The organism is Pseudomonas sp. M47T1 (genome assembly GCF_000263855.1).
In the GTDB taxonomy this organism is placed as follows: Bacteria; Pseudomonadota; Gammaproteobacteria; order Pseudomonadales; family Pseudomonadaceae; genus Aquipseudomonas.
Genome location: NZ_AJWX01000016.1, coordinates 107,924 through 130,916, shown reverse-complemented (window position 1 = coordinate 130,916; position 22,993 = coordinate 107,924). Strand labels below are relative to the sequence as shown.

Sequence of the window (22,993 nt, the reverse complement as noted above, 5' to 3'; positions counted from 1 at the left end):
AAACGCCTGGTTTCAAAGGGCTTGGCCAGGTTGGCAACGAACTTGCTATAGAACCTCCAGACCCCGTCCGGTGCCCCGCCCCGGACACATCCATTGCGTCAGCCAGCCGTCATCTGGCTTAGGAGTTTCCATGAGCGAATTGCGTTTTACTGTCGAACACGAATGGCTGCGCGTTGAAGCGGACGGTAGCGTAACGGTTGGCATCACCCCGTTCGCCCAGAACGCGCTGGGTGACGTAGTGTTCGTGCAATTGCCGGAACTGACCACCTACGCCCGGGACGCCGAGGTCTCGGTACTGGAATCGGTAAAGGCCGCCAGCGCCATCAACATGCCCCTGGACGGTGAAGTGGTTGAAGTGAACAGCGAACTCGACGCCAGCCCGGAATTGGTCAACGAAGACGCCCTGGGCGCCGGCTGGTTCTTCCGCTTCATACCGGCCGACGCCAGCCAGGTCGCCGAACTGCTGGACCAGCAGGCCTACGACAACCTGATCGCCGCCCAGGCCTGAGGACTCGACCATGACCACCTCGCTGACCACCACCAACGAATTCATTGCCCGTCACATCGGCCCGCGCGCCAATGATGAGCAGGCCATGCTGGCCACCCTGGGTTATGACAACCTTGACGCCCTGACCGCCAGCGTGATCCCCGACAGCATCAAGGGCACCAGCGTACTGGACCTGCCGGACGGGCAAGGCGAAGCCGAGGCACTGGCCGCCATCAAGGCCATTGCCGCGCAAAACCAACTGTTCAAGACCTACATCGGCCAGGGCTACTACAACTGCCACACCCCGGCGCCGATCCTGCGCAACCTGCTGGAGAATCCGGCCTGGTATACCGCCTACACCCCCTACCAGCCGGAAATTTCCCAGGGCCGCCTGGAAGCACTGCTCAATTTCCAGACCCTGATCAGCGACCTGACCGGCCTGCCGATTGCCAACGCCTCGCTGCTGGACGAAGCCACCGCGGCTGCCGAAGCCATGACCTTCTGCAAACGCCTGAGCAAGAACAAGGGCAGCCACCGCTTCTTCGCGTCGAGCCACTGCCACCCGCAAACCCTCGACGTGCTGCGCACCCGCGCCGAACCACTGGGCATTGAGGTGGTGGTCGAGGACGAAGCCGAGCTGGGCGATGTCAGCGATTACTTCGGCGCCCTGCTGCAATACCCGGCCAGCAACGGCGACCTCTTCGATTACCGCGAACTGATAGAGCGCTTCCACGCCGTCAACGCCCTGGTGGCGGTGGCCGCCGACCTGCTGGCCTTGACCCTGCTGACCCCGCCCGGCGAATTCGGTGCCGACGTGGCCATTGGCAGCGCCCAGCGCTTTGGTGTACCGCTGGGCTTCGGCGGCCCGCACGCCGCCTATTTCTCTACCCGCGATGCGTTCAAGCGCGACATGCCCGGCCGCCTGGTGGGCGTGTCCATCGACCGCCACGGCAAGACCGCCCTGCGCCTGGCCATGCAAACCCGCGAACAGCATATCCGCCGCGAGAAGGCCACCAGCAACATCTGCACCGCCCAGGTACTGCTGGCCAACATCGCCAGCATGTACGCCGTGTACCACGGGCCGGCCGGCCTCACCCAGATTGCCCGGCGCATCCACACCCTGACCGCCATCCTGGCCCAGGGCCTGAGCGCCATGGGCGTCAAGGTCGAGCAGGCATACTTCTTCGACACACTCTCCCTGGCCACCGGCAGCGCCACGGCCGAGCTGCACGCCAAGGCCCGCGCCGCCGGCCTGAACCTGCGTGAAATCGACGCCCAGCGCCTGGGCCTGTCCCTGGACGAAACCACTCGCCAGGCCGACGTGGAAGCCATTTGGGCACTGTTCGCGGGCCAGCAGCCGGTGTTCGCCACCCTGGCCGCTGCCGTCGCCGACCGCCTGCCGGCCGCCTTGCTGCGCCAGTCGCCGATCCTCGCCCATGAAGTGTTCAACCGTTACCACTCCGAAACCGAGCTGATGCGCTACCTGCGCAAGCTGGCCGACAAGGACCTGGCGCTGGACCGCACCATGATCCCGCTGGGCTCGTGCACCATGAAGCTCAACGCCGCCAGCGAAATGATCCCCATCACCTGGCCGGAATTCGGCAGCCTGCACCCCTTCGCGCCTGCCGAGCAGAGCAAGGGTTACCAGTTGCTGACCGACGAGCTGGAAACCATGCTGTGCAAGGCCACCGGCTACGACGCGGTGTCGCTGCAGCCCAACGCCGGTTCCCAGGGTGAGTACGCCGGCCTGCTGGCCATTCGTGCCTACCACCACAGCCGTGGCGACGAGCGTCGCGACATCTGCCTGATTCCCTCGTCCGCTCACGGCACCAACCCCGCTACCGCCAACATGGCGGGCATGCGCGTGGTCGTGACTGCCTGCGACGAGCGCGGCAACGTTGACATCGAAGACCTGCGTGCCAAGGCCATCGAGCACCGCGAGCGCCTGGCCGCGATCATGATCACCTACCCGTCCACCCACGGTGTGTTCGAGGAAGGCATCCGCGAAATCTGTGCCATCGTTCACGACAACGGCGGCCAGGTGTACATCGACGGCGCCAACATGAACGCCATGGTCGGCCTGTGTGCCCCGGGCAAGTTCGGCGGCGACGTATCGCACCTGAACCTGCACAAGACCTTCTGCATCCCCCACGGCGGTGGCGGCCCGGGCGTCGGCCCGATCGGCGTCAAGTCGCACCTGGCGCCGTTCCTGCCAGGGCACGGCACCATGGCGCGCAAGGAAGGCGCGGTCTGCGCGGCGCCGTTCGGCAGCGCTTCGATCCTGCCGATTACCTGGATGTACATCCGCATGATGGGCGGCGAAGGCCTCAAGCGCGCTTCGCAACTGGCCATCCTCAACGCCAACTACATCTCGCGCCGCCTGGAAGAGCACTATCCTGTGTTGTACACCGGCAGCAATGGCCTGGTGGCCCACGAGTGCATCCTGGACCTGCGCCCACTCAAGGACAGCAGCGGCATCAGCGTCGACGACGTGGCCAAGCGCCTGATCGACTTCGGCTTCCATGCCCCGACCATGTCGTTCCCGGTGGCGGGCACGCTGATGATCGAGCCGACCGAAAGCGAATCCAAGGCTGAACTGGACCGCTTCTGCGACGCCATGATCTGCATCCGTGAAGAAATTCGTGCGGTGGAAAGCGGCACCCTGGACAAGGACGACAACCCGCTGAAGAACGCACCGCACACCGCGGCCGAACTGGTGGGCGAATGGGCGCATGCCTACAGCCGCGAGCAGGCGGTGTACCCGCTGGCCTCCCTGGTGGAAAGCAAATACTGGCCGCCGGTCGGGCGCGTGGACAACGTGTTCGGCGACCGCAACCTGGTGTGCGCCTGCCCGTCGATCGAGGCCTACCAGGACTGATTGGCGACCTCTGATTCCCTGTGGGGGCGGGCTCTGTTCGCGAACGGAACACCTCGGTGCCCCTTCGCGGGCAGAACCCGCCCCCACACGGGAATGGTCGGCCTCACACAGGCTGCATTCCACTGGAGCACGTGTATGTCTTTAAGCGTTTTCGACCTCTTCAAGATCGGCATTGGCCCTTCCAGCTCCCACACGGTGGGGCCCATGCGCGCCGCCGCGCGCTTTGTCGAAGGCCTGCGCCGCGATGACCTGCTGGCGGCGACCACTGGCGTCAAGGTCGAGCTGTACGGCTCGCTGGGCGCCACCGGCAAGGGCCACGGCAGCGACAAGGCCGTGCTGCTGGGCCTGGAAGGTTCACACCCCGACACCGTTGACACCGAAACCGTCAACGCACGCCTGCAGGCCATTCGCGACAGCGCACGGATCAATCTGCTGGGCGAGCACAGCATCGCGTTCATCGAAAAGCAGCACCTGGCGATGATTCGCAAACCGCTGCCTTTCCACCCCAACGGCATGATCTTCCGTGCCTTCGACGAAAGTGGCCTGCAGATTCGCAGCCGCGAATACTACTCGGTGGGTGGTGGTTTCGTCGTGGACGAAGGCGCGGCCGGTGCCGACCGCATCGTCGAGGACACCACGCCGCTGCGCTACCCGTTCAAGACCGCCCAGGAGCTGCTGGCCCACTGTGCGGAACAGGGCCTGACCGTCAGCCAGTTGATGCTGGCCAACGAGGGCGCCTGGCGCCCGGAAGCCGAGACTCGCAGCGGGCTGTTGCATATCTGGCAAGTCATGCAGGACTGCGTCGAGGCCGGCTGCCGCAACGAGGGCATTCTGCCTGGCGGGCTCAAGGTCAAGCGACGTGCCGCGGCCCTGTACCGGCAACTGTGCAAGAACCCTGAGGCCTCCCTGCGTGATGCCCTGTCCGTGCTGGACTGGGTCAACCTGTATGCCCTGGCCGTGAACGAAGAAAACGCCTTCGGCGGCCGCGTAGTCACCGCGCCCACCAACGGCGCAGCCGGTATCGTGCCGGCGGTGCTTCACTACTACATGCGCTTTGTTCCCGGCGCCAATGAAGACGGCGTGGTGCGCTTCCTGCTGACGGCTGCGGCCATTGGCATCCTCTACAAGGAAAACGCTTCGATCTCTGGCGCCGAAGTGGGCTGCCAGGGCGAGGTGGGCGTAGCCTGCTCCATGGCCGCCGGCGCCTTGTGCGAGGTGATGGGCGGCAGCGTACAACAGGTGGAGAACGCCGCCGAGATCGGCATGGAACATAACCTGGGCCTGACCTGCGACCCCATTGGCGGCCTGGTGCAGGTGCCCTGCATCGAACGCAATGCCATGGGTTCGGTAAAGGCCATCAATGCGGTGCGCATGGCCCTGCGCGGCGACGGCGTGCATTTCGTCTCGCTCGACAAGGTGATCCGCACCATGCGCCAGACCGGCGCCGACATGAAAAGCAAATACAAAGAGACCGCCCGCGGCGGCCTGGCCGTCAACATCATCGAGTGTTGATTCGCCGTTTTTCGAATTCAGGAGTCAACAATGTCCGAACAACTGCAACAAACCCCGCTGCACGCCCTGCATCTGGAACTGGGGGCACGCATGGTGCCGTTCGCCGGCTACGACATGCCCGTGCAGTACCCGCTGGGGGTCATGAAGGAGCATTTGCATAGCCGCGAGCAGGCTGGCCTGTTCGATGTATCGCACATGGGCCAGATCCGCCTGGTGGGCAGCGATGCCGCCAAGGCCCTGGAAACCCTGGTGCCGGTGGACATCATCGACCTGCCCGCAGGCATGCAGCGCTACGCCATGTTCACCAATGATCAGGGCGGTATTCTCGACGACCTGATGGTCGCCAACCTGGGTAACGACACGCTGTTCCTGGTGGTCAACGCCGCCTGCAAAGACCAGGACCTTGCCCACCTGCGCGCGCACATTGGCGATCGCTGCCAGATCGAGCCACTGTTCGAGGAACGCGCCCTGCTGGCCCTGCAAGGCCCTGCCGCTGTCACCGTGCTGACGCGCCTGGCGCCACAGGTCGCACAGATGACTTTCATGCAATTTGCCAGCGTGCAACTGCTGGGCGTGGACTGCTACGTCAGTCGCTCGGGCTACACGGGTGAAGACGGCTACGAAATCTCCGTGCCCGCCGCCCACGCCGACGCCCTGGCACGCCGCCTGCTGGCCGAACCGGAAGTGGCCGCCATCGGCCTGGGCGCCCGTGACTCGCTGCGCCTGGAGGCGGGCCTGTGCCTGTACGGCCACGACATGAACACCCAGACCACCCCTATCGAGGCCAGCCTGCTGTGGGCCGTTTCCAAGGCGCGCCGCGCCGATGGCGTGCGCGCCGGCGGCTTCCCTGGTGCCGAAGCGGTATTTGCCCAACAGCAGACCGGCATCACCCGCAAGCGCGTTGGCCTGCTGCCACAGGAGCGCACACCCGTGCGTGAAGGCGCCGAGATCGTCGACGAAAGCGGCACCATCATCGGCACGGTGTGCAGCGGCGGCTTCGGCCCTACCCTGGGCGGCCCGGTTGCCATGGGCTACGTGGACAGCGCCCACGCGGCACTGGAAACCCCGGTATGGGCCATCGTGCGCGGCAAGAAGGTAGCCATGAAAGTCAGCAAGATGCCATTTGTGGCACAGCGCTACTACCGCGGATAAACAGTGGGCTATGGCAGCCCATCGGGCTGTCATTTTGCCGACATGTTGGCCGTGTTTTATTCGATATCGAACTGACGTTAGAGCATTCGAAAATAGCCGAGTAAAACCGTCAGAAACCCCGATAGGAAAAGGCCCGAACGGTGGTAAAAAAGGTGGAAAAGCTGCGTGGCGCAGGGCTTGTTTTTCTTCCCGAAGTTAGCGTAGAGTTTCCTCACTGTGTTTGCATGGGTCGCTATGGTTCGTGACCTGGGCAGTAGCTCTGAGATTTGCTACAACCCGTTCGACGTCTCTTACTTTCCTGCAACCAGCCCAGTATCTCTTTCACCTGAAAGAAGCTGTCATTAATTCAAGTTCCAAGGAAATAAGAAAATGTCCCAACGTCAGAGCGGTACCGTCAAGTGGTTTAACGACGAGAAAGGTTTTGGTTTTATCACTCCAGAAAGCGGTCCGGATCTGTTCGTGCACTTCCGCGCTATTCAGGGCAACGGCTTCAAGAGCCTGAAAGAAGGCCAGAAAGTGACTTTCATCGCCGTTCAAGGCCAGAAAGGCATGCAAGCTGACGAAGTTCAAGCCGAAGGCTGATTCGTTGCTTGAAACAAAGCCCCTGCCGGGAACGCCAGGGGCTTTTTTGTGCCCGTGATTCAATGGAGTGCCAAGGATGACCCGACGACTCAGCCCTCAGGGCGACTTTACCCCCGCCAGCTTTGGCCGCCGCATGGCCGCCGTGCTGTATGACTTCCTGCTGTGCGTGGCCCTGCTGATGGTGACCACGCTGGTGTACAAGCTGATCATGATGGCCTTCATCGGCGAAGCGCGCCTGCGGGCGCTGTCCGAATCCGGTGCGCTGGATGGCGACCCCTTCCTGTCGACGCTGCTGTTCTGCGCCCTGTTCGCCTTCTTCGCCAAATTCTGGATGCGCACCGGCCAGACCCTGGGCATGCAGGTATGGGGTGTGCGCGTGCAAAACACCGATGGCACCGCGATCAGCATCTGGCAGGCACTGCTGCGTTTCATCGTCGCCATCGGCTCATGGCTGTGCTTTGGCGCTGGTTTCTGGTGGGCGCTGATCGACAAGCAGAAACGCGGCTGGCATGACATCTACTCGGGTACGCAGTTGGTGCACATCCCCAAGCGCAAGCCCTGAAACCCGTATTTAGGGGGATGCAGAGTCACCTTTGCGGCCGCAGCAGCGGCCTGATTCTGGCAATTCGCGGCGGCCATGAAAAAACCGACCCTGAGGTCGGTTTTTTCATGGCGACAGGGCTTAGCCCGCGCGGCGCAACAACCACCAGCCCACCACCGCACAGACCAGCGACGGGATCACCACCGCCAGCAGCGGCGGGAAGCCGAATACCAGGCTGGACGGGCCCAGCAGGTCCTGCACGATGCGGAAGGTGAACCCCACCAGCACGCCGGTGAACACACGCTGGCCCAGGGTTACCGAACGCAGCGGGCCGAAGATGAACGAGATCGCCATCAACACCAGCGCGGCAGTCACCAAGGGTTGCAGGATCTTGGTCCAGAACGCCAGCCAGTAGGTGCTGTTACGCAAGCCCTGGTCCGACAGGTAGTGGATGTAGCTCCACAGCCCAGTGATGGACAGCGACTCGGGCGCCATCACCACGGTGCTCAGCAGCTGCGGCGTTACCGTGACGTCCCACTCCTCGGAGGGAGAATTGATGACCTCGGTGCGGTCGTCGTGGAACACCGTGGTGGCCACGTCATTCAGGTTCCAGTGGCCGTCGGCGTACTGGGCCTTCTTCGAGAAGCTGGCCGTCTTGATGTGGCGCTCGCTATCGAAGGTATAGCGGGTCACGCCATACAGCAGGCCGTTGGGCTGCACGGTGTTGATGTGGATGAACTGCTGGCCTTCACGGTGCCACAGGCCATGGCGACCACTTTGCGCATCACCGATGCCCTGGGCCAGGGAACGGTCGGCCTGGGCCTTGGCCTCGGTAACCGGGGCAATGTATTCACCCACCAGCAGGCCGCAGACCATCAGCACCAGCATGGGCTTCATCACCGCCCACACAATGCGCGACACCGACACGCCGGCGGCGCGCATGATGGTCAGCTCGCTGTTGCTGGCCAGGGTTCCCAGGCCAATCAGGCAGCCGATCAGCGCTGCCATCGGCAGCATGTCGTACAGGCGCCGTGGCGCGGTCAGCATCACGAACCAGGCCACGTCACCGAGGCCGTAGGTAGGGCTGATGTCGCTCATTTCGTCGATGAAGGCGAACAGCGTGGCCAGGCCGAGGATCACCCCCAGCACTGCCAGGATTGCCATCAGCACACTGCTGCCGATGTACCGGTCGAGCTTAACCATGGGCCACCTCCGTCGACGAGCGACGACTGGCCATTTTCAGGCGCAACGGTTCCCAGTACATCAGCCCCAGGCCGATAGCCAGGAACAGCCCATGCACCCACCATAGCCCCAGGCTGGAGTGCAGCTTGCCTTTTTCCATGGCGCCACGCGCGGAGATCAGGATCGTCAGATACGCCATATACAGAAGAATCGCCGGCAACAGTTTGAGGAAGCGCCCCTGGCGCGGGTTGACCCGAGCCAGCGGGACCGCCATCAGGGTCACAATAAATACCAGCAAGGGCAGCGACAGGCGCCATTGCAGTTCGGCCGGGTCGTTCGCCTCGCCGGAAAACAGCTTGCTGCTAGGGATGGCGTCGCGGTCGGTGACTTCTTCACTGACCTCGGGCTTGGGCAGCATCACGCCGTAGGTGTCGTACTTGATGGCGCGATAATCCGCCTGGCCGGGGATACCGTCGTAGCGGAAACCATTGGTCAGGATCAGGTAGCGGCTGCCGTCGGGGCGGCGCTCCTGGCGGCCTTTCTCCCCCAGCAACAGGGTAATGCCTCGGTCCTTGGCGTCCTGGCCCAGGCGCTTCTGCGAAATGAACACGCCGCCCAGGTTAATGCGGTCGTCACTCATGCTCTCGGTGTAGGTCACCCGGCTTTCATCGCGCAGGGCCTGGAAGCGGCCCGGCTCCAGGGTATCGAATTCGGTCATGGCGTCCTGCTGGTTGAGCACCAGCGAGAACTGCTGGGCGCCCAGCGGCGCCAGGCTCAGGCTCAGCCAGGCGACCAGCGCGGCCACCAGGGCAGCCGGCACCATGGTGATGGCCAGCAGGCGCTGCTGGCTCATGCCGGTGGCGGCCAGCACGGTCATTTCGCTTTCCAGGTACAGGCGGCCGTAGGCCAGCAGGATGCCGAGGAACAGCCCCAGTGGCAGGATCAACTGCAGGAAGCCCGGCAGGCGATAGCCCATGATGAGGAACAGCACACCCGGGTCCAGGGCGCCGGAAGCGGCCTGGGCCAGGTACTTGACGAAGCGCCCGCTCATGATGATCACCAGCAGTACCGCACTGACGGCACTGAGGGTGAGCATGACTTCGCGGGACAGATAACGGAAGACGATCAAACCGGACACTCCAGGGTTGTCAGGCTCAGACGGCCAAACAAGGATTAGCTACCACGTCGGTGGTCGGCACGCGCAAGGCGCACCGGTGGAAAAAGTTGGCGCATTATCCTGTGATTGGGCCTGCCTGTCACTTCGTGTGCACATACAGTTGCGCAAAGCCTGCGCCAAGGGTTGTCAGGCCCGGCCGGCTGGGGTCAAACTGGGACCTTTGACCTGGCCGCCACACGTTGCGCCAGGCAGTTTCACTTCAGCGCATCCCATTAGAGGCTGCGTATACCGACAGTTCATTAGGGGACCCGGAAATGGAATTGGTTGTAAAAAGCGTCAGCGCTGAAAGCCTGAAGACCGCAACCCTGGTCGTCGCCGTGGGCGAAGGCCGCAAACTGGGTGCCGTCGGCCAGAAGGTCGATGAACTGAGCAGCGGCGCCCTCACCGCCGTGCTCAAGCGCGGCGACCTGTCCGGCAAGCCCGGCCAGACCCTGCTGCTGCACAGCCTGCCGGGCCTGAAGGCCGAGCGTGTGCTGTTGGTAGGCACCGGTGCCGACGAGCTGCTGGGCGACCGCGCCTGGCGCAAACTGGGCGCCGCCGTGCTGGGCGCGCTGAAAGGCCTGGGCGGCAGCGATGCCGTGCTGGCACTGGACGAACTGGGCGTTAAAGGCCGCGATGCCTACGGCAAGGCGCGCCTGCTGGCCGAGACCCTGCAGGATGGCGAGTACGTCTTCGACCGCTTCAAGAGCAAGAAGGCCGAGCCCCGCGCCCTGAAGAAAATCACCCTGCTGACCGACAAGGCCAGCCAGGCCGACGTCGAGCGCGCCGTGGCCCATGCCAGCGCCATTGCCGCCGGCATGAGCTTCACCCGCGACCTGGGCAACCTGCCGCCCAACGTCTGCCACCCAAGCTTCCTGGCTGAAGAAGCCAAAGCCCTGGGCAAGGAGCACAAGAACCTGAAGGTCGAGATCCACGACGAGAAGAAACTCAAGGAACTGGGCATGGGCGCCTTCATGGCCGTGGCCCAGGGCAGCGAGCAGCCACCGCGCCTTATCGTGCTCAACTACCAGGGTGCAAAGAAGTCCGACAAGCCGTTCGTGCTGGTGGGCAAGGGCATTACCTTCGACACCGGCGGCATCAGCATCAAACCTGCGGCCGGCATGGACGAGATGAAGTACGACATGTGCGGCGCTGCCAGCGTGTTCGGCACCCTGCGCGCGGTATTGGAACTCAAGCTGCCGATCAACCTGGTGTGCCTGCTGGCCTGCGCCGAGAACATGCCGAGCGGCAGCGCCACGCGCCCTGGCGACATCGTCAGCACCATGAGCGGCCAGACCGTGGAAATCCTCAACACCGACGCCGAAGGCCGCCTGGTGCTGTGTGACACCCTGACCTACGCCGAACGCTTCAAGCCTCAGGCGGTGATCGACATCGCCACCCTGACCGGCGCCTGCATGGTCGCCCTGGGCGCCCACACCTCGGGCCTGATGGGTAACAACGAAGAGCTGATCGAACAACTGCTGGACGCCGGCAAGACCGCCGACGACCGCGCCTGGCAGCTGCCGCTGTTCGACGAATACCAGGAACAGCTGGATTCGCCGTTCGCCGACATCGCCAACATCGGCGGCCCGAAAGGCGGCGCCATCACCGCGGGCTGCTTCCTGTCGCGCTTTGCCAAGAGCTACAACTGGGCGCACCTGGACATCGCCGGCACCGCCTGGGTCAGTGGCGGCAAGGACAAGGGCGCCAGTGGCCGCCCGGTTCCCCTGCTGACCCAGTACCTGCTGGACCGCGCTGGCGCGTAAGGCGACGGTATAACCTGCAGGAGCGGACCGTGTCCGCGAAAGGCGTTGCGCGTTCTGCCAGGCGGAACGCGGTGCGCCCTTCGCGGGCACCGCCCACTCCTACACGGACTGTGTAGACCCAACCATGACCAAAGTCGACTTCTACATTCTGCCCAGCCCGCTGCCCGCGGCGCGGCTGGACTTCGCCTGCAAGCTGGTGGAAAAGGCCTGGCGCCTGGGCCACCGGGTGTACCTGCATTGCAGCGACGCCGAGCAGCGCGAACAGCTCGATGCGCGCCTGTGGGCGTTCAAGGGTGAAAGCTTCGTGCCCCACAGCCTGGCCGAAGAAGACCCCGAGGCGGTAATTGCCCTGGGGCTCGATGACGCCCCTGCCAGCCACCAGGACCTGCTGGTCAACCTGGCCCTGAAGGTGCCGGCCTTTGCCAGCCGCTTTGCCCGCGTGGCGGAAGTGGTGGTGGAAGACCCCGCTATTCGTCAGGCCGCACGGGAGAGTTTCCGTTTCTACCGTGAACAGGGCTATCCTCTGCAAGATCACCGCTTACAGCGACTCTGAGCCACCATGGACACTGCAAACAACTTACCCAAGTCCGCGCACCTGCTGGACGACCTCGAGTCGATCCGCAAGCTGCTCGGCGACGATACCCTGCAACCGCCGCTGCTGACTGAAACCGTGGTCAGCGCCGAACAGATTCCGTTGCTCTTCGACCAGCTCGAAGCCCAGCAGAAGGCCGAGGCCCAGGCCGCACCTGAGCCAGCCCCCGCCCCCCCACCACCGCCCACCCCGGCACAAAACCGCCAGGACACCCTGCTGCACCTGGATGCCGAGTTGCGCGCCGCAGCCCAGTTGATCATGCAAGACGTGATCGACGATTTCGCTCCGCACATCGAGACCGAAATCAAGCGCCGCCTGGAAGCGCGCATGGAGCGGCTGCTCAACCCGTGAGCCCTGACTTACTCTGATTTTCTCTGTGGGGGGACTGCGAGGATAGCGCCTACCGATCCCGGCCCTTCCCCGTTATACTAATCGGCTTTCCTGAATAAATGCCTATTAGGGTCCCGCCGAGCATGGATAAGACCTACCAGCCGCACGCCATTGAAACTTCCTGGTACCAGACCTGGGAGTCCGAGAACTATTTCGCTCCGCAAGGCGCGGGCGACTCGTACACCATCATGATCCCGCCGCCAAACGTCACCGGCAGCCTGCACATGGGCCATGGTTTCAACAATGCGATCATGGACGCCCTGATCCGTTTCCGCCGCATGCAGGGCCGCAACACCCTGTGGCAGCCCGGTACCGACCACGCCGGTATCGCCACCCAGATGCTGGTAGAACGCCAACTCGAAGCCCAGGGCCAGAACCGCCACGACCTGGGCCGCGAGAAATTCCTGGAAAAAGTCTGGGAATGGAAAGACCAGTCCGGTGGCAACATCAGCCGCCAGATCCGCCGCCTGGGCTCGTCCGTGGACTGGAGCCGCGAGCGCTTCACCATGGACGACGGCCTGTCGGAATCGGTCAAGGAAGCGTTCGTGCGCCTGCACGAAGACGGCCTGATCTACCGCGGCAAGCGCCTGGTCAACTGGGACACCAAGCTGCACACCGCCATCTCCGACCTGGAAGTGGAGAACCACGACGAGAAAGGCTCGTTGTGGAACCTGCGCTACCCCCTGGCCGACGGTGCCAAGACGGCTGAAGGCCTGGACTACCTGGTGGTTGCCACTACCCGTCCGGAAACCATGCTCGGCGACGCCGCCGTGGCCGTAAACCCGAACGACGAGCGCTACCAGGCGCTGATCGGCAAGTTCGTCGAACTGCCGTTGGTCGGCCGCCTGATCCCGATCATCGCCGACGATTACTGCGACCCCGAATTCGGCACCGGCTGCGTGAAGATCACCCCGGCCCACGACTTCAACGACTACGAAGTCGGCAAGCGCCACAACCTGCCGCTGCTGAACATCTTCGACAAGAACGCCAACGTGCTGGCCGCAGCCCAGGTGTTCAACCTGGACGGCACCCTGAACGACAGCGTCGACGGTACCCTGCCGGCCGAATACGCTGGCCTGGACCGTTTCGAGGCGCGCAAGCAGATCGTTGCCGCCTTCGATGCCGCCGGCCTGCTGGTCAGCGTCGACGACCACGCCCTGAAAGTGCCGAAGGGCGACCGCTCGGGCACCATCATCGAGCCGTGGCTGACCGACCAGTGGTACGTGTCGACCAAGCCGCTGGCCGAGCCTGCAATTGCCGCCGTTGAAGACGGCCGCATCCAGTTCGTGCCCAAGCAGTACGAGAACATGTACTTCTCGTGGATGCGTGACATCCAGGACTGGTGCATCAGCCGTCAGCTGTGGTGGGGCCACCGTATTCCGGCCTGGTACGACGAGTCCGGCAAGGTCTACGTAGGCCGCAGCGAAGAAGAAGTGCGCGCCAAGAACGGCCTGGGCGCCGACGTGGTCCTGAACCAGGACAACGACGTGCTCGACACCTGGTTCAGTTCGGGCCTGTGGACCTTCTCCACCCTGGGCTGGCCGGAACAGACCGAATTCCTGAAGAAATTCCACTCCACCGACGTGCTGGTCACCGGTTTCGACATCATTTTCTTCTGGGTCGCCCGGATGATCATGCTGACCATGCACTTGGTGAAAGACCCGGACGGCACCCCGCAGGTACCGTTCAAGACCGTCTACGTGCATGGCCTGGTGCGTGATGGCCAGGGCCAGAAGATGTCCAAGTCCAAGGGCAACGTCCTGGACCCGCTGGACATCATCGACGGCATCGACCTGGAAGCGCTGGTTGAAAAACGCACCAGCGGCCTGATGCAGCCGAAAATCGCCAAGAAAATCGAAAAGCAGACCCGTGACGAGTTCGCCGACGGCATCGCCAGCTATGGCACCGACGCCCTGCGCTTCACCTTCTGCTCGCTGGCGTCCACCGGCCGCGACATCAAGTTCGACATGGGCCGCGTGGAAGGCTACCGCAACTTCTGCAACAAGATCTGGAACGCCACCCGCTACGTGCTGGACAAGGGCGAAGACTGCGGCCAGAACGGCGAAGCCTACGAACTGTCCCTGGCTGACCGCTGGATCATCTCGCAGTTGCAGCGCACCGAAGCCGAAGTGACCCGCCAGCTGGACCAGTTCCGTTTCGACCTGGCCGCCCAGGCCCTGTACGAGTTCATCTGGAACCAGTACTGCGACTGGTACCTGGAGCTGTCCAAGCCTGTGCTGTGGGACGAGAACGCCCCGGTAGAGCGCCAGCGCGGCACCCGTCGCACCCTGGTGCGCGTGCTGGAAGTGGCCATGCGCCTGGCGCATCCGTTCATGCCGTTCATCACCGAGGAAATCTGGCAGCGCCTGGCGCCGCTGGTAGGTGCCGAAGGCAAGACCATCATGCTGCAACCGTGGCCAGTGGCTAACGAGAGCCGCATCGATGAGGCGGCCGAGAACGACATCGAATGGCTTAAAGGCCTGATGCTGGGCGTGCGCAACATTCGTGGTGAAATGAACATCGGCCCGGGCAAGCCCCTGGCGCTGTTCCTGAAAAACGCCAGTGCCGAAGACAAACGCCGCCTGGTCGAGAACGAAGCCCTGCTGAAAAAGCTGGCCAAGCTCGAGTCCATCACCGTGCTGGAAGCCGGCGCCGAAGCCCCCCTGAGCGCTACCGCGCTGGTGGGCGAGTTGGAAGTGCTGGTGCCCATGGCTGGCCTGATCGACAAGGACGCCGAACTGGCGCGCCTGGACAAGGAAATCCAGCGTCTGCAAGGTGAAGTGCAGCGCGTGGGCGGCAAGTTGTCCAACGCCGCCTTCGTCGACAAGGCACCGCCTGCGGTGATCGACAAGGAGCGCGCGAAGATGGCCGAGGCCGAGCAAGCCCTGAGCAAGCTGGCCGAGCAGCACGCGCGCATCGCCAGCCTGTAAATCCTCCGTCGGCCCCTTCGCGGGCAGAGCCCGCTCCCACACTGGTTTGATGTACACAAAACCTTGTGGGAGCGGGCTCTGCCCGCGAAAGGGCCAGCACGGACAACGGAAAATCCCCCATGTCCGCCCCCAGCAAACCCACCTTCCACCCCCGCAACCGCCATCAAGGCCGTTACGACTTCCCGCAACTGATCAAGAGCAGCCCCGAACTTGGCAAGTACGTGATCCTCAACCCCTACGGCAAGGAAAGCATCGACTTCGCCAACCCGGCGGCAGTCAAGGTGTTCAACCGCGCCCTGCTCAAGGCGTTGTACGGCATCCAGCACTGGACGATTCCAGAAGGCTACCTGTGCCCGCCCATCCCCGGGCGCGCCGACTACATCCACGCCAGCGCCGACCTGCTGGCTGATACCAATGGTGGCGAGATCCCCCGTGGCAGCTCGGTTCGCGTGCTGGACATCGGCACCGGTGCCAACTGTATCTACCCCCTGCTGGGCCACAGCGACTACCGCTGGCAGTTCGTGGGCTCAGACATCGACAGCGTGGCCCTGGCTTCGGCCAGAGCCATTGTCCAGGCCAACAAGCTCGACAAGGGTATCAGCCTGCGCCCGCAGGACAATGCCAGGCACATCCTCACCGGCCTGCTGAAGCCCGATGAGCGCTTCGACCTGACCTTGTGCAACCCGCCCTTCCACGCCTCCCTGGAGGAAGCCACCCGCGGCAGCCAACGCAAATGGCGCGCACTGGGCAAGGCCGACCCCAAGCGCAAGCTGCCGGTGCTCAATTTCGGCGGGCAAAGCAGTGAGTTGTGGTGCGAAGGGGGCGAGATTCGTTTCGTCACCCAGTTGATCAACGAGAGCGTGGGGGTGGGCCAGCAGGTGCTGTGGTTCAGTACCCTGGTGTCCAAGGCTTCGAACCTGCCTCCCATCCAGGTGGCGTTGAAGAAGGCTGGGGCGTTGCAGGTGCGTGTGGTCGAGATGGGCCAGGGGCAGAAGCAGAGCCGCTTTGTGGCCTGGACGTTCCAGACCGACGCGCAGCAAAATGCCTGGTACAAAAAAGCCTGACATCACAAAACGTGTAGCCGCAGGCACAAAAAAAGCCGTGATCGGGTTGCCCCGGTCACGGCTTTTTCATGATTGGTTACAAGATTACTTGTTAACCGAATCAGTCAGCACTTTGGCTGGAACGAACTTGACGACTTTCTTGGCAGCGATTTCGATCGGTGCGCCAGTCGAAGGGTTGCGGCCAGTGCGAGCTGGACGCTCAGTGATTTTCAGCTTGCCAATGCCTGGCAGGGTGATTTCGCTGCCATTTTCCAGCTGGTCGGCAACGATCTGGCCCAGTTGCTCGAGAGCATTGCGCGCGGTGGTTTTTGGCGCGTCGATGGCTTCAGCGATGTCGGCGATCAGTTGGTCTTTGGTCAATGCCATGGTGGTGTTCCTTCCCTATCAAATTCAGTTGGATTGCAGAGTGCACATCAGTCAAAAACGCCGTAACCCCTCAGGGCCGGCAATCGGTCTACAGCCACGCCAATCGCGAATGTAGATGCACAAATCGGTATTTGGTTCGACCTGACGGCAGCTATCTGCAGGCGATGCGCCCTTGTGGAGCGCAAGACCGGGCAAAACTAGCACACAGAAACAGAAATATCCGCCACTACCTGGCCATTTGTTCAGGTTTATCGCCGCTTTGGTTGAAAAATAGACAAAAGTCTCTAAATCAAGCCCTGAAACAGCGTCGCCGGGCAGGCAAACCCCCAGTTGCGTTACACTTGGCGCCTTTGCCCAAGGCCGACACGCTCGCCCTGGCCTCCCCCTTTCGACGCACCGAGAAGCCCATGCCGATCCGTCACTGCATTGTCCACCTGATCGAAAAGAAACCCGACGGCACACCAGCAGTGCTGCATGCCCGCGACACGGAACTGACCGAGTCCCAGGCCATCGAGAACCTGCTGGCCGACCTCAATGACAGCTACAACGCCAAGCAAGGCAAGGCATGGGGGTTCTTCCACCCCGAGTCCGGCGCCCACCCGTTCAGCGGCTGGCTGAAGCAGTACATGGACGCCGAGCAGGATTTCACCGCGTTCAGCCGCGAGTCAGTCGAGCACCTGCAAAAACTGATGGAAGAGTCCAACCTGTCCACCGGCGGCCACGTGCTGTTCGCCCACTACCAGCAAGGCATGACCGACTACCTGGCCATTGCCCTGCTGCACCACAGCGAAGGCGTGGCCGTGAACGCCGAGCTGGACGTGACCCCGTCACGCCACTTGGACCTGGGCCAGCTGCACCTGGCTGCGCGCATTAACATTTCCGAGTGGCAGAACAACAAGAATTCCAAGCAGTACATTTCGTTCATCAAGGGCAAGAACGGCAAGAAAGTCTCGGAATACTTCCGCGACTTCATCGGCTGCCAGGAAGGCGTGGACGGTCCGGGCGAAACCCGCACCCTGCTCAAGGCCTTCAGTGACTTCGTGGAAAGCGAAGACCTGCCCGAGGAAGCCGCTCGCGAGAAAACCCAGGCCCTGGTGGAATACGCCACTACCCAGACCAAGCACGGCGAACCAGTAGGGCTTGAAGAGCTGTCCGGGCTGATCGACGAAGACCGTCCGCGCGCCTTCTACGACCACATACGCAACAAGGACTACGGCCTGTCGCCCGAAATCCCGGCCGACAAACGCACCCTCAACCAGTTCCGCCGCTTCACCGGCCGCGCCGAAGGCCTGTCCATCAGCTTCGAAGCACACCTGCTGGGCTCCAAGATCGAATACGACGAAGAAGCCGGCACGCTGATCATCAAGGGCCTGCCTACCCAGTTGACCGACCAGCTTAAGCGCCGCAAGGACTGACCGGGTGCTGGCCAAGACCCTCAAGCGCGTGTTGCCCATACTGCTGGTGGTGGTGATCGCCCAGCAGTGGGGCAAGATCGAAGCATTCTTCAACCCTACCTCGCAGTTGAGCGCACAGGCGCGCGCCAGCGCCCAAGTGACGTTGTATTCGACCGACTGGTGTGGGTACTGCAAGGACTTCAAGCGCTTCCTGGACCGCCAGGGGGTGGCGTACAAGGAGTTCGACATCGACAAGGACGCCCAGGCGCGCCATCGCTATGAGGCACTGGGCGGGCGTGGCATTCCGATGCTGGACGTGAATGGCACGTTGCTGCGCCAGTATGACGAGCCGCAGATGATCAAGGCCCTGCAACCTCACTGACGCCGCCGGGACATGTAGCCCGACCGCCGCCTGGTCACCGGCCTTGTACATTTCGCTCATCAAGGGCAAGAACGGCAAGAAGGCCTTTGGATTCCGACGCTGGTACCAATGGTGTGTCGCTTCGCCAATACAATACACACGGCATCATCAACGCAGGGTGCCGGCCAAACAAAAATAATTGCATTAGAACGCCCCCGCCTGAATACTTAGTTACTCCATAAAACCTCAGAAAAATTAAAATCCATCGTACGGCCATCACCTGTCAGTTCTGACAGGTGACATAATATTACAAAACTCACACGATAATTGCCCTGGCGCCTCAATATACAAGATCCGCCTCCCCCAAAGAGAACCACGGGCATGAAAAACTATCGACCCCATCCCTGTTTATTACTTACATTATTCATCATTATATCCAACGCACTGGCCGACACCGATACCGACGCGCCTGCAGCACTCGGCAGAATCAAGGCCAACTACAACTCTACAAACAATAACTGTCGAGACGCCAGCAACACACCACGCGGACACTATTATTGCAGCGGTGTTTTAATTCGCGGCACTGACGACGGAGACTTCAACCCTTGGGACCCCAGCCCATTTCGCCAAGTGATGGGAAGCGTATCCTATTCCTGGATCAGGAAGGATGTCGGGACCAACCACTTATACAAAGCCCAGGGTTTCATTCTAAGATCACCCATGGATGACATCGCGCTCAACCAGCCACCCAACTCGAACGGTTGGATGTGCCTCTTTCCGTTCGACGGCTTCACCTCCAACACCAACCGAGGCATGAACGGATGCGATGCAATCACTGCTGAAATGGCCAACCAAGCAGGTCTGCCTTTCGTTTATGTACCACCGCGCAAGCCAACCAGCAACGGCAATAATTTCGGTTCGTGTGGGAAGCTACTGATTACTACGGCACAGCAGTGGCTTGCTTTCTTTAAACAACGCGGGGAAGCGCTATGGGACCAATGCTCTTGGGATATCGAAGACCAGGATGGATGGAATGCCGCACTGACCGTTCATCAATCGCCTATAGATCCTCCGTATCCAGAAGGCGTTGAAGCCAGTTGGTACACGACAGGTCATATGGAACTCTTGAAGCGCACCGGCACCACCGACGCAGGTACGCTCGCACATATCGATGCCTTTTACTACGACCCCAATAGCCCCGGAAGCTTGGACGCAGCCAAAAATTTCCAACGAAAACTGAAGGCATCTGGATATTCTGCCCCGATCCTGCAACTCAATTTTTCCGCCGCACCGGAAAACCGCTTTATCTATAGCGCTGGGGATCAAAGCGAAGCCTTTACCAACTTATGCCCGGCCGGATATATCGAAAAAGGTGAATGGGTATTCCGCTATGACCCTGGCACTCAACACAACGAGTGGACATTGATGGTAACACCGACTCCCTGCGGGCGAGACATTCGCGAAAACGGGACCAATCAAGAGTACTTGGAGCTATGGAATAAGTTTTCCGGGGATGAGCAGTGGAAAAATAATGATCAAGGCGGCATGCGTCGACAACTGGTATGCCACCTGGTAATCGCCCGCTATAAGAGCACGTGGAACCTTGAACCTTTTCGGCCCGACGTCTCGCATGAGCAATCCATCAAGGATGGCTGCAATTCTGTAGTGGCCCAGTAAACGGCAAAACCGCGTGCCCCGCCTCTTCCAAGAGGCAGGGCATTTAGATCAAGCGGCTTTCAAAACAAAGCCCAACCGAGGGAAGTGCACATGCACCACGCCCGCCTTGGGGTCCTCACGGCGCAGGATCAACTCTTCGCCCCCGGCGTACAGCAACTCCCCCGCCACGGGGTCCACACCATAGTCAATCGCCGACACGGTCACCTGGTCCCCAGCCTTGAAGCCATTGGGGTCCACGAAGCCATCCTCGGGCAATGCCGCCGGCGTGCTGGCATTGGCAATCTCCAGTGCTTGTTCGGCGCTGAGTTCGCTGTAGGTGCCATGCCCGAAGCCCATCACCCGGCCCAGCCAGGCGTGTACTGCCGGGTAGTCGTCCACCAGTGGCGAAGTGACCGGGGTGCCCTTGAGGAACCACAGTGGATGGGCCATGGCAAAGTCGGCAATCGACGGCTCGCCGAACAGGTAGTCGCCTTCCTCGCGCTGCAATTGCTGCTCCAGGCGGGCCATGAACACGGGCCATTGATGCTTGGCCTGTTCCAGTGGCAAGCGAGTGGCGCTGCCGCCGCTGAACAGCTGCGCACGGTCGGCGATGAACGCCTTGATCGCTTCCGGGGGCAGACGCGCAAAGCGCACGGCCACCGACTCAGGCTGGAACACCAGGCTGACCGCATGGCGAAACAGCTCCGAATCGGCCCAGGCGGCGAAGGTGGCCACGGTCATTTCCTGGCCTTCGGGGAAGAACGCCGGCAGGGCTTTTTCCTGATCCAGACGACGGGCGATCAGCGCAGTATCGCAGTAGATATCGCCACCCACCTGCAACACCGGAGTCTTGCGGTAGCCGCCGGTCAATGCCACCAGGTCCGGCTTGGGCATGACCGGGGAAATCAGCACCGAGCGCCAGGACAGCCCTTTGAAGCCCAGCATCAGGCGGGTTTTCTCGGCGAACGGGGACGTGGGGTAATGATGCAGGATCAGCTCGGTCATCTTCGGTTCCGCCACAGGGCTAAAACGTCAAGCTTACCCCTGTGCCGGATCGTGGCCTAGCCGCTCAGGCCGATAGCGGCTCATCAGCCAGATCTATTGGCACATAGGACGCCACTAACCGCTCCTTGGCGCATTTGCGCAGGCGCTTGATCAGGCGCTCCTGGCGCAGGGCCTCGCCCTTGTCGGGCCAGCACTCCACGTACACCAATGCCACCGCAGGGCTGGAGCTGAAAAAGCGCGCGCCCTTGCCGCTCTGGTGCTGGGTAAAACGGCGCTCGGGGTTGTCGCTGATACCGCAGTACAGCGAGCCGTTGGCAGCGCGTACCAGGTAGACGTACCAGGGTTTCGCGGGCGATGGCAAAGGGGATTCGATCACGCAGTCAGGGCCGGTTCATGGACAGCCCGATTCTACCTTTTCTCACGGGGAAGCGTCCCCTTTCTCTCGCCCTCCTACGCGGGCCCAGGCAAATACCATGGACAGGCAGCGTGTTTTTCCCCCACGGCTGGCCGCTCGGGCGACATACACCCGGTGCCGAAAAAAATAGCGTAGCTAGACCATTCATCATGAGGCTACCCCCATGAAACCTGAACCTGCTAAGCGCAGCCTGCTGGCCTGCGCACTGACTTTGCCACTGGCGTTTGCCGCCCACGCCGACCTCGGCTCAGATACTGCGAAAGCCATGCAGGCCTCATACGACGCCACCCCACAGAACTGCGACGGCAGGCCGGCCTATGGTTGTTCAGGCACGCTGTTGCGCGTTACCAAGCCGTCCGACAAGTACTTCACCTGGAACAACAACCCGAAAGCCGTGGAAAAGGGCGGCATTTCCTTTTCGTACATGCGCGCAGACGCACCGATCACCGCGCTGGCTGAAAGTGCACGAAGCGGCTATACCCTCGCCCCCGTGTTGCAACGCCCGGCCGGCACCATGAAATACCGCCCGCTGTGCGCCTACCCCACCGACGGCGATACCTGGACCCGCGACAAGGCCGGCTGCGGCGATAACTCGCTCACGCCGGCTATCAAAGAGAACCGTTGTGACAAGCTGGGCATACACACAGCCGAACAGTGGGTCAGCCATTACCGCAACTCGCCACAGCCGTTCGCGCCCGACGCCTGGCAGGGCAACAAAGATCAGCGCTTTATCGCACAGTGTGGGTTTGATGTACGTGACAAGGTAGAGATGCCAGGAGCGGAGAACTTCTACCAGGCCTTGCGGGTGATGCAATTGATGAATGATCGACCGTTTGCCTGGAATGAAATCATCGTCGCGGCCTGGGATGAATCACGCTTCAAGGAACTGCCAATCCAGTCGTTCTTCTATATCAAGGGCAACGCGGGCGGCCGTGAAGATGCCCAGCACGTGCAGAGGCAGTGGCACCAGCAGACCGGAAAATTCATCCCGGTCATCCAGATCCAGCTACCTGATGCCGGCAGCAAGGCGCGGTTTGACTACCACCGCGATGACCAGGCGATCATCGCCAACGGTTGATCAGGCGCGCCCGGCTTGAAACGCGCGCAAGCTTTTCAACGCCTGCTGCCGGACCTTGCCCTTGAGCAACGGCGACCAGCCCAGCAGCAGGCCCTTGACCCCCAGGGCCTGACGCGACCAGCGCCAGAAATCGAAATGGTCATGGTGCTCGCAGATCTTGCCGTCACGAAACACGAAGCGGGCGTGGATGTTGTTCACCACCACGCGGCCGGTGGCGCTGAACAGATAGGTCGGCACCCAGTGGGCGGCGCCGGTGGTGTCACGGGCGTGTACATGGTCGAACCTCAGGGAGAAGTCCTTGGCGCGCGAGGCCATCATGCGCCACATGTCGCCGGCGTCCTTCCCGCGCAGAGTGCCGAACGCCGGATCGCTGAACACCACGTCATCGCTGTAGCAGGCCGCCATGGCATCGGCGTCCAGGCGCTGGAAGGCCAGGTAGAAACGGGTGATCAATGCAGCGTTGGCTTCGCTCATGGGCAGGCCTCT

The 22,993-nt window shown here is 62.1% G+C and carries 21 protein-coding genes; 15 read left to right on the top strand and 6 right to left on the bottom strand.

From position 1 onward, the window contains the following. Positions 1–130 precede the first annotated feature (130 nt). The 6 genes from gcvH (at position 131) to PMM47T1_RS17570 (ending at position 7,173) form a co-directional block, all read left to right on the top strand. Complete coding sequence (gcvH, locus tag PMM47T1_RS17595) at positions 131–508, top strand: glycine cleavage system protein GcvH (protein WP_008371337.1); 378 nt, start codon at positions 131–133, stop codon at positions 506–508. A gap of 10 nt (positions 509–518) precedes the next feature. Next, entirely contained in the window at positions 519–3,365 is a 2,847-nt protein-coding gene (gene gcvP, locus PMM47T1_RS17590; RefSeq protein ID WP_008371335.1) for an aminomethyl-transferring glycine dehydrogenase, read from the top strand. A gap of 135 nt (positions 3,366–3,500) precedes the next feature. Continuing rightward, the gene (locus PMM47T1_RS17585) at positions 3,501–4,877 is read left to right on the top strand and encodes an L-serine ammonia-lyase (RefSeq protein WP_008371333.1); all 1,377 of its coding nucleotides are present in this window, start codon (positions 3,501–3,503) and stop codon (positions 4,875–4,877) included. A gap of 30 nt (positions 4,878–4,907) precedes the next feature. Then, on the top strand, positions 4,908–6,029 hold the full coding sequence (gcvT, locus tag PMM47T1_RS17580) for a glycine cleavage system aminomethyltransferase GcvT (protein WP_008371330.1): 1,122 nt from the start codon (positions 4,908–4,910) through the stop codon (positions 6,027–6,029). A 369-nt stretch (positions 6,030–6,398) separates the two neighbouring features. After that, positions 6,399–6,611 (top strand): cold-shock protein, encoded by a 213-nt coding sequence (locus tag PMM47T1_RS17575; protein ID WP_007931076.1) that lies wholly within the window; start codon positions 6,399–6,401, stop codon positions 6,609–6,611. A gap of 76 nt (positions 6,612–6,687) precedes the next feature. Further along, positions 6,688–7,173 (top strand): RDD family protein, encoded by a 486-nt coding sequence (locus PMM47T1_RS17570; protein WP_008371327.1) that lies wholly within the window; start codon positions 6,688–6,690, stop codon positions 7,171–7,173. Positions 7,174–7,293: 120 nt separating this feature from the next. Here the strand turns inward: PMM47T1_RS17570 and lptG are convergent, their stop codons facing one another. Next, positions 7,294–8,355 (bottom strand): LPS export ABC transporter permease LptG, encoded by a 1,062-nt coding sequence (lptG, locus tag PMM47T1_RS17565; RefSeq protein ID WP_008371325.1) that lies wholly within the window; start codon positions 8,353–8,355, stop codon positions 7,294–7,296. Beyond that, positions 8,348–9,463: an LPS export ABC transporter permease LptF gene (gene lptF / locus PMM47T1_RS17560; protein ID WP_008371323.1), complete on the bottom strand. Its 1,116-nt coding sequence runs from the start codon at positions 9,461–9,463 to the stop codon at positions 8,348–8,350. The genes lptG and lptF overlap by 8 nt, the downstream gene beginning before the upstream one ends. A 302-nt stretch (positions 9,464–9,765) precedes the next feature. On the opposite strand from lptF, the gene PMM47T1_RS17555 reads away from it, so the two are divergent. The 5 genes from PMM47T1_RS17555 (at position 9,766) to rlmF (ending at position 16,232) form a co-directional block, all read left to right on the top strand. Further along, positions 9,766–11,256 carry a leucyl aminopeptidase gene (locus PMM47T1_RS17555; RefSeq protein WP_008371321.1) on the top strand — a complete coding sequence of 497 codons (1,491 nt, stop codon included), beginning with the start codon at positions 9,766–9,768 and terminating at the stop codon, positions 11,254–11,256. 124 nt (positions 11,257–11,380) lie between these two features. Beyond that, the gene (locus tag PMM47T1_RS17550; RefSeq protein ID WP_008371320.1) at positions 11,381–11,809 is read left to right on the top strand and encodes a DNA polymerase III subunit chi; all 429 of its coding nucleotides are present in this window, start codon (positions 11,381–11,383) and stop codon (positions 11,807–11,809) included. Positions 11,810–11,815: 6 nt separating this feature from the next. After that, the gene (locus PMM47T1_RS17545; protein WP_008371319.1) at positions 11,816–12,199 is read left to right on the top strand and encodes a hypothetical protein; all 384 of its coding nucleotides are present in this window, start codon (positions 11,816–11,818) and stop codon (positions 12,197–12,199) included. Between the two features lie 122 nt (positions 12,200–12,321). After that, a complete protein-coding gene (locus tag PMM47T1_RS17540) occupies positions 12,322–15,168 on the top strand; it encodes a valine--tRNA ligase (RefSeq protein ID WP_008371318.1) in 2,847 nt (948 codons plus the stop codon). A 119-nt stretch (positions 15,169–15,287) separates the two neighbouring features. Further along, positions 15,288–16,232: a 23S rRNA (adenine(1618)-N(6))-methyltransferase RlmF gene (gene rlmF, locus PMM47T1_RS17535; protein WP_008371317.1), complete on the top strand. Its 945-nt coding sequence runs from the start codon at positions 15,288–15,290 to the stop codon at positions 16,230–16,232. Between the two features lie 84 nt (positions 16,233–16,316). Here the strand turns inward: rlmF and PMM47T1_RS17530 are convergent, their stop codons facing one another. After that, positions 16,317–16,598 carry an HU family DNA-binding protein gene (locus PMM47T1_RS17530; RefSeq protein ID WP_008371316.1) on the bottom strand — a complete coding sequence of 94 codons (282 nt, stop codon included), beginning with the start codon at positions 16,596–16,598 and terminating at the stop codon, positions 16,317–16,319. A gap of 407 nt (positions 16,599–17,005) precedes the next feature. Between PMM47T1_RS17530 and yejK the strand changes: the two genes are divergently transcribed. The 3 genes from yejK (at position 17,006) to PMM47T1_RS29160 (ending at position 20,030) form a co-directional block, all read left to right on the top strand. After that, on the top strand, positions 17,006–18,013 hold the full coding sequence (gene yejK, locus PMM47T1_RS17525) for a nucleoid-associated protein YejK (RefSeq protein WP_008371315.1): 1,008 nt from the start codon (positions 17,006–17,008) through the stop codon (positions 18,011–18,013). Between the two features lie 4 nt (positions 18,014–18,017). Then, entirely contained in the window at positions 18,018–18,374 is a 357-nt protein-coding gene (locus PMM47T1_RS17520; protein WP_008371314.1) for a glutaredoxin family protein, read from the top strand. 360 nt (positions 18,375–18,734) lie between these two features. Continuing rightward, positions 18,735–20,030, top strand: coding sequence for a DUF2599 domain-containing protein (locus PMM47T1_RS29160; RefSeq protein ID WP_081492676.1), 1,296 nt, complete (start codon positions 18,735–18,737; stop codon positions 20,028–20,030). Positions 20,031–20,078: 48 nt separating this feature from the next. On the opposite strand, the gene PMM47T1_RS17505 is transcribed toward PMM47T1_RS29160, so the two are convergent. Both PMM47T1_RS17505 and PMM47T1_RS17500 read right to left on the bottom strand, forming a co-directional pair. Then, positions 20,079–21,014 (bottom strand): glutathione S-transferase family protein, encoded by a 936-nt coding sequence (locus PMM47T1_RS17505; RefSeq protein ID WP_008371312.1) that lies wholly within the window; start codon positions 21,012–21,014, stop codon positions 20,079–20,081. A 64-nt stretch (positions 21,015–21,078) separates the two neighbouring features. After that, positions 21,079–21,390, bottom strand: coding sequence for a GIY-YIG nuclease family protein (locus tag PMM47T1_RS17500; RefSeq protein WP_043301216.1), 312 nt, complete (start codon positions 21,388–21,390; stop codon positions 21,079–21,081). Positions 21,391–21,592: 202 nt separating this feature from the next. Between PMM47T1_RS17500 and PMM47T1_RS17495 the strand changes: the two genes are divergently transcribed. Continuing rightward, positions 21,593–22,507 (top strand): hypothetical protein, encoded by a 915-nt coding sequence (locus PMM47T1_RS17495; protein WP_008371310.1) that lies wholly within the window; start codon positions 21,593–21,595, stop codon positions 22,505–22,507. Here PMM47T1_RS17495 and PMM47T1_RS17490 read toward each other — a convergent pair whose 3' ends face one another. Continuing rightward, the gene (locus PMM47T1_RS17490; RefSeq protein ID WP_008371309.1) at positions 22,508–22,981 is read right to left on the bottom strand and encodes a nuclear transport factor 2 family protein; all 474 of its coding nucleotides are present in this window, start codon (positions 22,979–22,981) and stop codon (positions 22,508–22,510) included. Positions 22,982–22,993 lie beyond the last annotated feature (12 nt).